Source organism: Paraburkholderia sp. SIMBA_053 (assembly GCF_046534895.1).
Lineage (GTDB): Bacteria > Pseudomonadota > Gammaproteobacteria > Burkholderiales > Burkholderiaceae > Paraburkholderia > Paraburkholderia caledonica.
The window spans coordinates 26005-38618 of sequence record NZ_JAWRXU010000010.1; the positions used below are offsets into that span (position 1 = coordinate 26005).

Genomic DNA, 12614 nt, shown 5'->3' on the forward strand with positions numbered 1-12614 from the left:
TGGGGCGAGGCTGGTGTGGGGTCTGGTGCGCGTTGGCCGGTGTCCGCGTTCGAACCGCTCTCAGCGAGGCGGTTGCTAGCGCGGGCGCGCGCCGTTCCCGTCGTTTCCGTTCTTCGGGTCGTACCGGTCCTGCCCGCCCTTCTCGCCGCTTCTCGCCCCGCCGCCGGGCGGCGCCCCGACGAGCACCTCGACACCTGCGGCCGTCAAAACCTGCGCAAGCGCCGGAGCGGGGGCTTCGTCGGTAACGAGCAGGTCCACGCCATCCGCGGCGAACGCGTGGAGCAGCGCGCTATGTCCGAATTTGGCGTGGTCCGCCGCGACCACGCGACGCTCCGCCTGAGCAAACGCCGCGAGCGAATACGCGACGTCGGCGGGAAGCGCGTCCATGAAATGCCCGTGCATGTCGATCGCGGTCACCGAGACGATCGCGTAACGCACATGAAACTGGCGCAGAAAAGCCTGAACGCTGTCGCCGATCGCGGCGCTGTCGTCGGCACGCAGTTCGCCGCCCGCGATGAACACGCGGTTGCCGTTACGCGGCGCGAGCAGCCGGGCCACTTCGATGGAGTTGGTCACGACCGTGAGCCGCGAGCGCGCCGTCAGCGCCCGCGCAATATGCACGCAGGTGCTGCCGCCGTCGAGAATCAGAGAGTCGCCGTCGCTCACCAGTTCAGCGATGCGCGCGCCGATCGCCCGCTTGCCCGCGAGGCTGGCCGCCATGCGCCGCTCGAACGGCGGTTCGTCGAGGCGCTCGGGCAGCATGATGCCGCCGTGGACCTTTAGAAGCAGGCCCTGCGCAATCAACGGTTTGATATTGCGGCGAATAGTCTCGTCGGAAACCTCGAAGCGCGCCGCGAGACCGGTGATCGTACAGGTGCGTTGCTCGCGGACAAGCTGCAGGATTTCGCTCTGGCGTTGGGTAGAGAACATGGAGTGCGCGATTGTGGGCTTCGGTGAGTCTAGCAAAAACCACGCTTGGGCGTGTCATTTGACATCGATTCCCACACAAAGCCACATTTAAATCTGCAGTGATTGCAAAGCGGTTGCCTTAAGCTAAGCGCCGCGTATTTCGGCCTATACAACTTTTACAGCCAACAAATGACATCTGTGTGTCGAGATATCACCTCAGATCTTGCAACAACTCCCCGTTGCGTCATGTGCATTTATGGGGCAATCTTCGCTTGTCATTCCTCTAATTCAACACATGTCCACATCCACCCCTCAGCACGCGCGCGTCGTCATCATCGGCGGCGGCATCATTGGTTGCTCGGTTGCGTACCACTTGACCAAGCTCGGCTGGACCGACGTCGTCCTGATGGAACAAGGCCAGCTTTCCTGCGGGACGACGTGGCATGCGGCCGGTCTCGTCGGCCAGTTGCGGGCTCAGGAAAGCATGACGAAGCTGATCCGCTATTCGACCGCGCTCTACGCGGAACTCGAAGCCGAAACGGGTCTTGCAACGGGCTGGAAACAATGCGGCTCGCTGTCGGTGGCCCGCACTGCAGAGCGGATGACTCAACTCAAACGCACCGCCGCCGTCGCTCGCGCCTACGGCGTGGCCTGCGACGTGATCAGCGCGCGCGAGGCCGGCGATCTATGGCCTGTCATGCGCACCGACGACCTGCTGGGCGCGGTCTGGCTACCCGGCGACGGCAAGGCGAATCCCACCGATCTGACTCAGGCCCTGGCTCGCGGCGCCCGCATGCGCGGCGCGCGCATCGTCGAGAACACGCGCGTGACGGCTATCCACACACGCGACGTCCACGGCGCGCGGGAAGCGACTGGCGTTGCGTGGCGCAACAAGAACGGGGACGAGGGCACGATCGGCGCCGAAATCGTCGTAAATTGCGCCGGCCAGTGGGCCAAGGCCGTGGGCCGCCTGTGCGACGTGACGGTGCCGCTGCACTCGGCCGAGCACTATTACATCGTCACCGAACGCATTGCCGGCGTTCACCCCGACCTGCCCGTCATGCGCGACCCGGACGGCTTCATCTATTTCAAGGAAGAAGTGGGCGGCCTCGTCATGGGCGGTTTCGAGCCCAACGCGAAACCGTGGGGCATGCAAGGCATTCCCGAACACTTCGAATTCCAGTTGCTGCCCGACGATTGGGATCAATTCGAAATCCTGATGACGAACGCGCTGCAACGCGTACCCGCGCTCGAAACGGCGCAGGTACGCCAGTTCTACAACGGTCCCGAATCGTTCACTCCCGACAACAACTTCATGCTCGGCGAGGCGCCCGAGTTGCGACACTTTTTTGTCGGCGCGGGCTTCAACTCGATGGGCATCGCCTCGGCGGGCGGCGCCGGCATGGCGCTGGCCGAATGGATTGTGGCGGGCGAGCCGACCATGGATCTGTGGCCCGTCGACATTCGCCGCTTTGCGCGCTTTAACGGTAACGACACATGGCTGCACGATCGCGTGAAGGAAACGCTAGGCCTGCACTATGCGATGCCGTGGCCTAATCGCGAACTCGACAGCGCCCGTCCGTTTCGACGCTCGCCGCTGTACGCTCTCCTGCGCGAGGACGGCGCGTGTTTCGGCAGCAAGATGGGCTGGGAGCGCGCGAATTTCTTCGCACCGACGCGCGACGAAGCACGCATCGACTATGCGTTCGGCCAGCAGAACTGGCTGCCGTTAAGCGGCGCCGAACACCGTGCGTGCCGTGAAAGCGTTGCGCTCTTCGACATGACGTCGTTTTCCAAATTTCTTGTCAAAGGCCGCGACGCGCAAAGCGTCCTGCAAAACCTGGTTGCGAACGACGTCGACGTGCCGCCGGGTACGACGGTCTACACCGGCATGCTCAACGAACGCGGCAATTACGAATCGGACTTCACACTCACGCGCCTTGCCGCAGATCAATACCTGCTCGTTACCGGCACGGCCCAAACCACGCGCGACTTCGACATGATCGACAAGGCAATTCCGCGCGATAAGCACTGCGTGCTCGTGGACGTGACGAGCCAGTATGCGGTGCTCGCTGTGATGGGGCCACGCTCGCGCGAACTTCTGCAAAGCGTGTCAAAAGCAGACTGGCGCAACGAGTCGTTCGCGTTCGGCCAAAGCCGCGAAGTCGATATCGGCTATGCAACCGTGCGCGCGACCCGCCTGACCTATGTCGGTGAACTGGGCTGGGAGCTATACGTGCCGGTCGAATTCGCAGTGGGCGTGTACGAGATCCTGCATGAAGCCGGCAAGGCGTTCGGCGTCGTCAATGCGGGCTACTACGCGATCGACTCGCTGCGCATCGAAAAAGGTTACCGCGCATGGGGCCGCGAACTCACACCGGACACGAATCCATTCGAGGCGGGCCTTGCATTCGCATGCAAACTCGACACCGACATTCCGTTCCGCGGCCGCGACGCACTGCTCGAACTACGCGGCAAACCGCTGCGCCGCCGCATGGTGGTGCTGACCGCGGACGGCGCAGCAGATCGCATGCTCTGGGGCGGCGAAGCGATTCTGCGCGACGGCAAACCGGTCGGCTTCGTGAGTTCGGCGGCATTCGGCCATACACTCGGCTGCCCGGTCGCGATGGGCTACGTCAACAACTCCGACGGCGAGGCAGACTCCGCGTATCTGACGAGCGGCGCATATGCGATCGACGTAGCCGGCGAATTGCTGCCGGCTACGCTTCACCTGAAGTCGCCTTACGATCCCCGCTCCGAGCGAATCCGCAACTAGCAAACGGCGTCTAGCGTCCGCCGCGCGCCATGCTCGAAAACACGCCGTCGCGGCGGATCAGGCCATGAAACAGCGCCGCCGCAAGATGCAGCAGCACCGTGCCGAACAACGCAAAAGCAAGCCACGTGTGCAACGCGCGCAGCACCGCGAAAAGTTCGACGTTATGCGGCGCGATCGGTGGCAAATGAAACGGACCCCATAGCGTGAGCGGATAGCCCGCCGCGGACAGCATCGCCCAGCCGATCAGCGGCATCGCAAACATCAGCGCATAGAGCACCGCGTGCGAGCCCTTCGCCGCCATCTTTTGCGATGCGGGCATGTCGTGAGGCAATGGCGGACTGCCGCGCCGTAAGCGCACGCTTGCGCGTATCACCACGAGCAGCAGCAAAGCGATGCCAAGCGGCTTGTGAATCGCAATCAGCGTGTCATGCGCGCGCGACACGGTTGCGACCATGCCGACGCCGATAAACAGCATCGCGACGATGAGCGGCGCCATCGTCCAGTGCAAAAACCGCGCTAGCGGACTGAAGTGCGTGCGGGTCCGCGTCATGAGCGCTCTCCATGTGTCGTCGGGGTTTGATGAACTTCCGGATGCAGCGTTTCCTCGCGCGTGCGTCGCTTGAACGACAGCGCATAGGCCGCCGAGCGCGCGGCGAGTAAAGGATCGTCGGACGGCGCGATGCCCGCCGGCACGATCGTCGGATCAAAGTTGATGTCGCGGCAAGCACCGTTTTCCTGCGACGTGCTGCGCTCGATCACGAGCGTCCCCGCGTCGATATTCTCCCGATCGGACGGCCATTGAAGCGTGGCGTCGTCGGTAGGGTCGCCAGGATGAGCAACGGTCAGGATCAGATGCCAGCGCAACGGCCCGCTCTGCAGACGCTCGTCCAGGTCCGCCGCGAGGAAATTCTTCTCGGCCTTTTGCGCGTCCGTAATCGGCGCGTACGGCGTCTCGGGCACCATCGCCCAGCGCACCGCGCGCGTGTCGCCGGCCTGGTTGGTGAAGCGGAACGCGTTGATGCCGTAGTACGCGGCGTTCGCGAGGCTCGACGAAGGCGGATGCGCCTTCACCCACGTCTGGAAGGGTTGGGTCTCCGGATTGGCCGCATAAAAGGCCTTGAGCCGGGCCGGGTCCGGCTTGCCGGTCGCCGGATCGGGCGTTGCGGCAAGCAGTTGCTGATAGAACTGCTCCGGCGTATGCACGGCGAAGACCGGCGTCGAGTTCATTCCGGTGCGCCACTGCTCGCCGTCCTTCAATTGAAAGAGCAGCCCGAGGCTGCGCACCGGGGAACTCGTATCGGGCGCCGACGGATTGCCGCCGGGCACCGCAAAGCGTCCGGTGACCGGCGTTCGTCCGGGGGCAAATACGACCGCGCGCGAGACGCGCTCGCCCTGGCCGTTACTGTCGAAATAACCTTCGACGCACAGGCCCTTCGCATGATTGCGCCGATAGCCCGGATGCGGTTGACCCGCCACGGCCTGAAGCGTATTCACGATGCGCGGCGCGCTCAGGCGTTGCGGCGTCAACCACCCCGCCGTATAAGCAAAGCCGCCTGCGGAAAGAAGCACGACGGCGCCTATCGCGGCAAGCCGGCACGGCACACAGCGAGGTAACTGATCGGGAACGGTGTTTTTTGTCACGGAGACTCCTTGCTGAATCGAGGCGTTGATTGGCTAACACGCGCGGCGCAAGTCTATTCCGTTCGATTTCCGGCGCGCCCGTTCGCCACGCGCGCCGGCCGTCGGCATTTCAACGCCCTCAATTCATGCTGTCCGTCGGCCTGGCGTCGCTCGCGACGCGGTTCGCGGCCGCCTCGGCAGCAAGCGCCTGCTTGTGCTGTTCGACCATATGCGCGAAAACCGGGCTGACGTCCGGATATGATGCGTCGGTCACGTAATCGAGACCGTTCTGTTGTGCCTGGATCAGTTCCTGGTAGACCTCGGCACGGGTTTTTCCCTGCGCGAAAACATTCGACGAAGCGGCCAGAACGACGACGGACAATGCGGCAAAAGCAATCTTCTTCATGATGAACTCCGGTGAGTTGGTTGCGGGTTTGCATCAGGGAGAACCACGCCTCACCGGCTTTTATTCCTGCGTAAGCCACGTGGAAAAAACATTTCCGTTGCGCGGAATAAAGCACTTCGCGAACGGGTTTGCTAGCTTCCGCGACGCTGCGATGGCACAGTAAAAGATGTTGCGCAAACCCGGTGACGAGAACGGAATAAACCGGAGCGCGGCGGTGTTTGCACCTCAATAGCCGGATTTTGCCCGGAGACCTTTTCCCATGAACCCGACCGACGCCCCCAACGATTCGCCGCTTTCCGAAGCCGACATTCAGGCCTACGCCGACGGCACGTTGTCGCCGGCGCGCGCCGCGTTTCTGCGCGACTATCTCGGCCGCGATCCGGCGGAAGCCCGCCGGGTCGCCTTTTACGGCAAGCTCAACGAACAGATGCAACGCTCCTTTCAGACCGCCGACGAACCCGAGGCCAGCGCATTCAACGGGCGGCGCAACGCCGGCAGCCGCTGGCGCAGCGCTGTAACGCTGCGCTTGCGCAAGCCGCTCAGGGTGCTGGTTGCGATCGTCATCGCGTGCGTCGCCGTGAGCGGCTGGTTCGCGGCCACCGAGGTCACGCGCCAGGCGCTTAACAACGCGGCCATCATGGCGTTGGCCGAAACCGCCGCCGCCCCGTTTCCCGCCGGCTCGCCGACTCGTCGAGATCCGTCCGCCCCCAACCTCGAAGCGATCGGGCTGCGGCTCGTGGATCAGCGCGTCGTGTCGCTCGGCCTGCTGCAGCGCGCCACCGAATTCATCTATTTGAATGGCGATAACGAGCCGGTCGTGGTGCTGTCGACGCTCGCACTGCTCGCGCCTTCTCAGCCGCAATGGTCGGCGCGCCGCATCGGCGATGTACGTCTGTTGACATGGGCGGCACAGCGGCAGCGCTTCGTGGTCGCCGGCAATGCACGCACACACGGTCTGATGCGCGCCGCCGACGTCATGACCATGCAATGAAACCGCACGATCTTGCGGCGAGTCGCTTAATCAACGGAATAAAATGCGTTCACGCGTGTTTGCACTACAAACGCGTGCGACGCCCGACGAAGCGCCGCCGCTCCGTGTCCACGAGAGGCCCCATGACCGGGATGAATAATGGATGTTCGTGACGAGTTGATGGAACACGTGCCGCGCTTGCGGCGCTATGCGCGGGCGCTGATCAACAATCGCGACCTCGCGGACGATCTGGTGCAGGACACGCTCGAACGCGCGCTCGGCCGCACCGAAATGTTTCAGGCCGGCACCGATCTGCGCGCCTGGCTATTTACGATCATGCACAACGTGTTCGCAAATCAGGCGCGCAAGGCGTCGTCGCGCGCGGTACACGTGGCGGTCGACGACGAAAGCGTGCATGAAAGCGAGTTCGCCGTGCCGGCGCAACAATCCCGTTCGCTGGAAATGCGCGATCTCGACTACGCGCTGCAGCGTTTGCCCGTCGAGCAGCGTGAAGTCGTGCTGCTGGTCGGGCTGGAGGAAATGAGCTATGCCGACGTCGCGCTCGCGCTGAACGTGCCCATCGGCACGGTCATGTCGCGGCTTTCGCGCGGACGCGAACGGCTTCGGGCATTGATGGCGGGCAGCCAGCCCGGTGCGAAATTACAGGTGGTGCGATGAGCGAGCAAATTACGCCAGTTAGCGAAGAAGAACTGCACGCCTATGTGGACGGCACGCTGTCCGAGGAACGACGTGCGGAGGTCGAGCGCGCGCTCGAACAGAATCCGGATCTGGCCACGCGCATCAGCGATTATTTCTCGCTGAACAGCATGTTCCATGAGCGCTACGACCGCGTGCTGAACGAACCCGTGCCGAAGCGTTTACAGCCGGGCGCGCCGCGCCGCTCGCGCGTCGCTGCCAACTGGCCGCAGTTCGCGGGCATGGCGGCGGCGCTGGTAATGGGCATTGGCATCGGCGTCGGCACGCATATGGGACGCGACACGTTGCCTTCGGTGGCGGGTTCGTCCGACACGCGCCCCGTCAGTGCGGACAGCACCGAAGTACTCGCGCGTCAGGCTGCGGTTGCGCATGTCGTCTATATGCCGGCGGTCGACCGGCCCACCGACATGAACGCGGATCACGAGCAGGACTTCGTGAAGTGGCTGGCGAGTCGCCTCGGCACGAATGTGCATCCGCCCATGTTGTCGAAGGCAGGCTTCGCGCTCTCGGGCGGCCGCCTGCTGCCTGGTCCGGACGGCGACACCGCGCAGTTCATGTATCGCGGCCAGAATGGCGAACGGGTGACGCTGTGCATCTCGCGCCGCAAGGTGAACGCGAACACGACAGCGTTCAAGCTGTATCAGGACGGGCCGGTCAACGTGTTCTATTGGGTTGACGGCGATTTCGGCTACGCGGTGTCAGGCGGTATCGATCGCAAGCAGTTGCTGCAGCTGTCGCATGACGTGTACTCGCAATTGACGGCAGCGGCGCCGCCGTCGAGCTGATGCCGGCACGGTCTATCGTGTTCGTCAGCGCGAGCTCGACTTCACGAGTTCGCGCGGCGTGATGCCGAGGAGCCGCCCCATCCAGTGCGCCATATGGCTCTGGTGTGCGAAGCCCGCGTCGAGCGCGACCTGGCTGGCGCTCAGCCGGCCTTGCAGCAACAACGTTCGCGCGCGTTCTACGCGCCGCTGCACCACATATTGATGCACAGGCACGCCGAGCGTCGCGCGAAATAGCACCTTGAAGTGCGGCACGCTGAGGTCGGCAAGCGCGGCAAGCTCGCTCAACGTGAGACGCCGGTCGAGATGTGCTTCGATAAACTCCGTTACGCGCGCCGCTGTCCGCGGTGCGAGCGTGCGCCGCTTGTTGTCTAGCGACGCAGCGCCGCCAATCAGCCGTACCACCATTGCCGTACACAGACTTTCGGCATAGAGCGGGTCAGACGCGACGTCTGCTTCCAGTTCCGCACGCAACGCCCACGCCAGGTGCTGAAAACGCGGATCGCGCATCTGGAATTGCGGGCGAATCTGCGCGCCGTCTGGTTTGCGCGCCAATTGTTCAGCGGTCCTGCGCGCGAAATCTTCGCCGATCCAGATACTGAAAATCGTGCAGGCCGATTCATCGCTCCACTGCCCGTCGAGTCCTGCCGGAATCACGTCGGCGTCGCCGTGCGCCTGAATGCGCGAGTGCGGTTTCTCGTTGCAACGACAGTGCGCGCGGACAGGCGCGCCCACATGTACGCCGATTCGATGATGCTTGAACGCAGGTATCCGGTGCACGCCAGCTGACACGTTCACCAGCTCCGCGCCGAAACCCTGCCAGCCGAGCAGTCGGCTAGAGCGCAGCGCAATACGGGAGCCGGTATGCGCGGGTGGGATCTGCATGCGGGTCTCTGGGACGGCATTCATCGTTTGTCTCGCGGATGGCAGTCGGTCTGCGGGCATTGTGCATGGTTTTTCGCGCCTACGCTCAGTACGCCTCCTGACTTCCCGTGCGCAGCGCCGACGAGCAACGAGTCATCCGAATCTGCTCACGGGCATCCTTGCATGCGCGTTTTGCGCTTGGCGCGTCCTTATGATCCTCTCATGACGATCCGGTAAGGAGCACCTGATGTTCGTGATTTTTGGAGCCGGCGGCAATGTCGGCAAAGTGAGCGTAGCCGCGTTGCGACGCGCCGGCCGCGACGTGCGCGCCGTGGTTCATAGCGTGGCGCAGGCGGATGCGTTCGAGCGAATCGGCTGCGATGTCGTGGTCGCGGATTTGCACGACCGGGCAGCGGTGGCGCGCGCATTGGAAGACGCGCACGCGGTGCAGATTGTGTGTCCGCTGCCGCGCCATGACGTCGACCCGGCGAACGCGATGCGCAACATGATCGATGTGAGCGTCGAAGCATTGCGTGCGAATCCGCCACCGCACGTACTCGCGCTTTCGGACTATGGCGCCGAGCACCCGAGCGGAACGGGCATCACGACGCTTTTCCACTACCTCGAAACGCAACTCGGCACCGTCGACACCCGGTTGACGTTCCTGCGCGCGGCTGAGCATATGCACAACTGGGCGCGTGTGCTGCCGCTCGCATTGTCCAAGGGCGTGTTGCCGAGCCTGCATCATCCGCTCGAAAAGCGCTTTCCTACTGTGGCTGCGCAAGATGTCGGCGCACTGGCGGCTCAATTGCTGCTCGACGGCGAGCCGCGTGAGCGTTCGCCTCGCGTGGTGAGCATAGAAAGTGAAGTACGCGTCAGTGTGAACGACGTTGCCCGCACTATCGGCGAACTGTCGGGCCGGCCTGTCGTGCCGCACGCGGTGCCGCGGGAGCAATGGGCCGCGATGCTGGAAGGCGCGGGCTTGAGCGAGAAACACGCGCGGCTCATTGCGGATCTGTACGACGCGCACAACGCGGGACGCATCGACCTGCAAGCGGGTGTTAGTGAACGGCGATTCGGTCCCACTACGTTGGCGCAGGCGTTAGCGGCGATCATGCCGCAGGACGTTTGATCGAGGAGCATGGAGATGTCGACCTGCCCCTTGAGATGCGAGGCGAGAAGAATACCCACGCATGCGAGCGGCTTGCTCGCGCTCGTGCTGACGTTCTCGGCACTGGTGGGCTGGCGTGCGCTTCGGGATCTGCTCAATGCGATTCCCGATAGCAACGATGATTTTGGTTTGTTTTAAGCGGTGTTAATGCGCTGATATGACGGCCGCAGCGGCAGGCCAAGAACATCAGGTACCGCGTCAACTAACTGACGAGTCCCCGTCATTCGAACGAATCAATGCGCTTGAATGGGCAGCCGTTCACTCAAGGCAGACACTGAGCCGAAACGTGTTTGCTATCCCACGACACCTTTTGCTGCCTCGCGCCCCGCAACCGCATGAAAAACCTCGCGGGAGATTTTATTTTTCCATTTAGATTCAGCAACTTATGTGATGGTTGCCAGCTTGTCTGGTTCACGTTGGCACACCCTATGCAAATACCCCTGTGAGCGCGACAAATAGTGCTCTTCCATCCAGACCGAAGACCTTCACAGGAGATTTACCATGAGCTCGCTGACCATCAAAGACATCGCCCACACCGAAGAACTGTCCGCCAAGGCTCTGTCCGCCGTACGCGGCGGCAGCAACTACAACGCCGGAAACCTCAACCTTGCCTACGGTGGCGGCTTCGCCAGCCCGGGCGTCGTGGTCGCACCGGTCACGCAGACGGACACGTACACGAAAGTCGAGATCCCGACGATCCAGAACTTCGGCGGCCTGCAGTTTGCCAAGGCGTAAGTTAAGCGCCGCGGAGAGTCGCGCTAACAGCGGATGCCGTTCGATCCCGTCGAGGTGCGCTCTCCCCGCTTGCACGTCGAACCACACTCGTTAAACCGAACTGAAACAGATCCAGGAGACCTACCATGACCTCACTGACCATCAAAGATATCGCCCATACCGAAGAACTGTCCGCCAAGGCCTTGTCCGCTGTACGCGGCGGCAGCAACTACAACTTCGGCAACGGCAATGTTGCCTATGGCGGCGGCTTCGCCAGCCCGGGCGTCGTAGTGGCACCCGTCACGCAGACTGACACGTACACGAAAGTCGAGATCCCCACGATCCAGAATTTCGGCGGCCTGCAGCTTGCCAAGGCGTGAGTTAAGCGCCGCGGAGAGTCGCACCGGCATCGGATGCCGTTTCATCCCATCAAGGTGCGCTCTCCCCGCTTGCACGTCGAACCACACTCTTTAAACCGAAACAGAGAAACAGCTCCAGGAGACCTACCATGACCTCGCTGACCATCAGAGATATCGCCCACACCGAAGAACTGTCCGCCAAGGCTCTGTCTGCTGTACGCGGCGGCAGCAACTTCAACTTCGGGAACTTCAATGCTGCTTATGGTGGCGGCTTCGCCAGCCCGAGTATCGTGGTCGCACCGGTTACCCAGATCAGCACGTACACGAAAGTCGACATTCCCACGATCCAGAATTTCGGCGGCCTGCAATTTGCCAAGGCGTGAGTCCACGGATCGGGAGTCGCAAGACCGGACCCGCATGATGGATGCTTTGCAGGTCTGACGGCTTTATTCCTGGGGAGCGCAGTGGGATGGCCACGCGGTTGGTCCAGCCATCGCAGTTCGTTCTCCTTCCGAACCCTCCGGACCTGTCACCGAGGTTCGGATCTCGGGGCCCGCCGGCCAGTCCGCCCGGCGGGATTTTTTGCGCGCTGTAGCTCAAGAGCCAGGTGATCGCGAACATGCGGGCTTGACATTCTCTCCATCGAGAATGCGCACGACGACACATGGTGGAGCATGCACGGGTACAGGCCAATGCCCTTACGGTTCTTCGCCCACGGCGGTCGTCGACGGGCTCATTGACGCCAGAATCTGGTCACGGCAAGCCGCAAGGATTTCGTCGGCCAACGGCGAATCGTCCGGGCAGGCGCGCGACATGACAATGGCACCGACCGCATGCGCCAGCATGTCGAGGGACCTGGCTCGCGCCTGGCCCGTGTCCGCACCGTCCCCCGCACCGCCTTCGGGGCAGAGCACAGTCAACAGGTTCTCAATACCGGCCGCAAACTCGGCCCGAACTGCGTCTGACTGACGTGCGGCATCCCCACCCAGCGCAGCCATCGTGCAGCCGGTCGCGCGGGCGTCGCGGTGCTCGCGGGAAAGGTAGTACCGCACGAACTCAGGTGCGTCGGCACCCGCGCTCAGCGCCACGGTCTGCGCAATACCGCAGGCCGCCGACTCCGCCATCAGATCGGACTTGGAGCCGAACTGCTTATAAAAGCCGCCGTGCGTGAAGCCGGCGGCTGCCATCAGATCGGCAACGCCCACCCCATCGTAGCCGCGCTCCCGAAACAGCTTTGACGCCGTCTCGACGACGCGTTCCCGGTTGGCCTGCGCCTGTGCCTTGGTGATCTTCATTTCGTGACCACAGTGGTTCATGTGTTCGAAG

15 protein-coding genes are annotated in these 12614 nt (G+C 63.0%); 9 read left to right on the top strand and 6 right to left on the bottom strand.

The window, feature by feature from the left end; genetic code table 11:
* Positions 1 to 75: 75 nt before the first annotated feature.
* Entirely contained in the window at positions 76 to 930 is an 855-nt protein-coding gene (locus tag SB753_RS25075) for a DeoR/GlpR family DNA-binding transcription regulator (protein ID WP_410802402.1), read from the bottom strand.
* A 274-nt stretch (positions 931 to 1204) separates the two neighbouring features.
* On the opposite strand from SB753_RS25075, the gene SB753_RS25080 reads away from it, so the two are divergent.
* A complete protein-coding gene (locus SB753_RS25080) occupies positions 1205 to 3685 on the top strand; it encodes a GcvT family protein (protein WP_410802404.1) in 2481 nt (826 codons plus the stop codon).
* A 10-nt stretch (positions 3686 to 3695) separates the two neighbouring features.
* Here SB753_RS25080 and SB753_RS25085 read toward each other — a convergent pair whose 3' ends face one another.
* The 3 genes from SB753_RS25085 to SB753_RS25095 all read right to left on the bottom strand — a co-directional run bounded on the left by SB753_RS25085 (position 3696) and on the right by SB753_RS25095 (position 5711).
* Positions 3696 to 4235: a cytochrome b gene (locus SB753_RS25085; RefSeq protein WP_408422026.1), complete on the bottom strand. Its 540-nt coding sequence runs from the start codon at positions 4233 to 4235 to the stop codon at positions 3696 to 3698.
* Positions 4232 to 5326 (bottom strand): catalase family peroxidase, encoded by a 1095-nt coding sequence (locus SB753_RS25090; protein WP_410802406.1) that lies wholly within the window; start codon positions 5324 to 5326, stop codon positions 4232 to 4234. The genes SB753_RS25085 and SB753_RS25090 overlap by 4 nt, the downstream gene beginning before the upstream one ends.
* A 118-nt stretch (positions 5327 to 5444) precedes the next feature.
* On the bottom strand, positions 5445 to 5711 hold the full coding sequence (locus SB753_RS25095; RefSeq protein ID WP_020071520.1) for a DUF4148 domain-containing protein: 267 nt from the start codon (positions 5709 to 5711) through the stop codon (positions 5445 to 5447).
* Between the two features lie 259 nt (positions 5712 to 5970).
* Between SB753_RS25095 and SB753_RS25100 the strand changes: the two genes are divergently transcribed.
* The 3 genes from SB753_RS25100 to SB753_RS25110 all read left to right on the top strand — a co-directional run bounded on the left by SB753_RS25100 (position 5971) and on the right by SB753_RS25110 (position 8183).
* Positions 5971 to 6702, top strand: coding sequence for an anti-sigma factor family protein (locus SB753_RS25100; RefSeq protein WP_410802408.1), 732 nt, complete (start codon positions 5971 to 5973; stop codon positions 6700 to 6702).
* 138 nt (positions 6703 to 6840) lie between these two features.
* Complete coding sequence (locus tag SB753_RS25105) at positions 6841 to 7359, top strand: sigma-70 family RNA polymerase sigma factor (protein ID WP_020071522.1); 519 nt, start codon at positions 6841 to 6843, stop codon at positions 7357 to 7359.
* Positions 7356 to 8183 carry an anti-sigma factor family protein gene (locus SB753_RS25110; protein ID WP_020071523.1) on the top strand — a complete coding sequence of 276 codons (828 nt, stop codon included), beginning with the start codon at positions 7356 to 7358 and terminating at the stop codon, positions 8181 to 8183. Before SB753_RS25105 ends, SB753_RS25110 begins: the two co-directional genes overlap by 4 nt.
* 24 nt (positions 8184 to 8207) lie before the next feature.
* Here the strand turns inward: SB753_RS25110 and SB753_RS25115 are convergent, their stop codons facing one another.
* Complete coding sequence (locus tag SB753_RS25115) at positions 8208 to 9089, bottom strand: helix-turn-helix domain-containing protein (protein ID WP_410802410.1); 882 nt, start codon at positions 9087 to 9089, stop codon at positions 8208 to 8210.
* Between the two features lie 202 nt (positions 9090 to 9291).
* On the opposite strand from SB753_RS25115, the gene SB753_RS25120 reads away from it, so the two are divergent.
* The 5 genes from SB753_RS25120 to SB753_RS25140 all read left to right on the top strand — a co-directional run bounded on the left by SB753_RS25120 (position 9292) and on the right by SB753_RS25140 (position 11671).
* Entirely contained in the window at positions 9292 to 10176 is an 885-nt protein-coding gene (locus tag SB753_RS25120) for an NmrA family NAD(P)-binding protein (protein WP_410802412.1), read from the top strand.
* Positions 10177 to 10191: 15 nt separating this feature from the next.
* Entirely contained in the window at positions 10192 to 10353 is a 162-nt protein-coding gene (locus tag SB753_RS25125; RefSeq protein WP_204523503.1) for a hypothetical protein, read from the top strand.
* A 363-nt stretch (positions 10354 to 10716) separates the two neighbouring features.
* Positions 10717 to 10950 carry a hypothetical protein gene (locus tag SB753_RS25130; RefSeq protein WP_087754404.1) on the top strand — a complete coding sequence of 78 codons (234 nt, stop codon included), beginning with the start codon at positions 10717 to 10719 and terminating at the stop codon, positions 10948 to 10950.
* A 125-nt stretch (positions 10951 to 11075) separates the two neighbouring features.
* Complete coding sequence (locus tag SB753_RS25135) at positions 11076 to 11309, top strand: hypothetical protein (RefSeq protein WP_088173780.1); 234 nt, start codon at positions 11076 to 11078, stop codon at positions 11307 to 11309.
* A 128-nt stretch (positions 11310 to 11437) separates the two neighbouring features.
* A complete protein-coding gene (locus SB753_RS25140) occupies positions 11438 to 11671 on the top strand; it encodes a hypothetical protein (protein ID WP_020070438.1) in 234 nt (77 codons plus the stop codon).
* A gap of 315 nt (positions 11672 to 11986) precedes the next feature.
* Here SB753_RS25140 and SB753_RS25145 read toward each other — a convergent pair whose 3' ends face one another.
* Positions 11987 to 12583, bottom strand: coding sequence for a TetR/AcrR family transcriptional regulator (locus SB753_RS25145; RefSeq protein WP_410802414.1), 597 nt, complete (start codon positions 12581 to 12583; stop codon positions 11987 to 11989).
* Between the last annotated feature and the right edge of the window lie 31 nt (positions 12584 to 12614).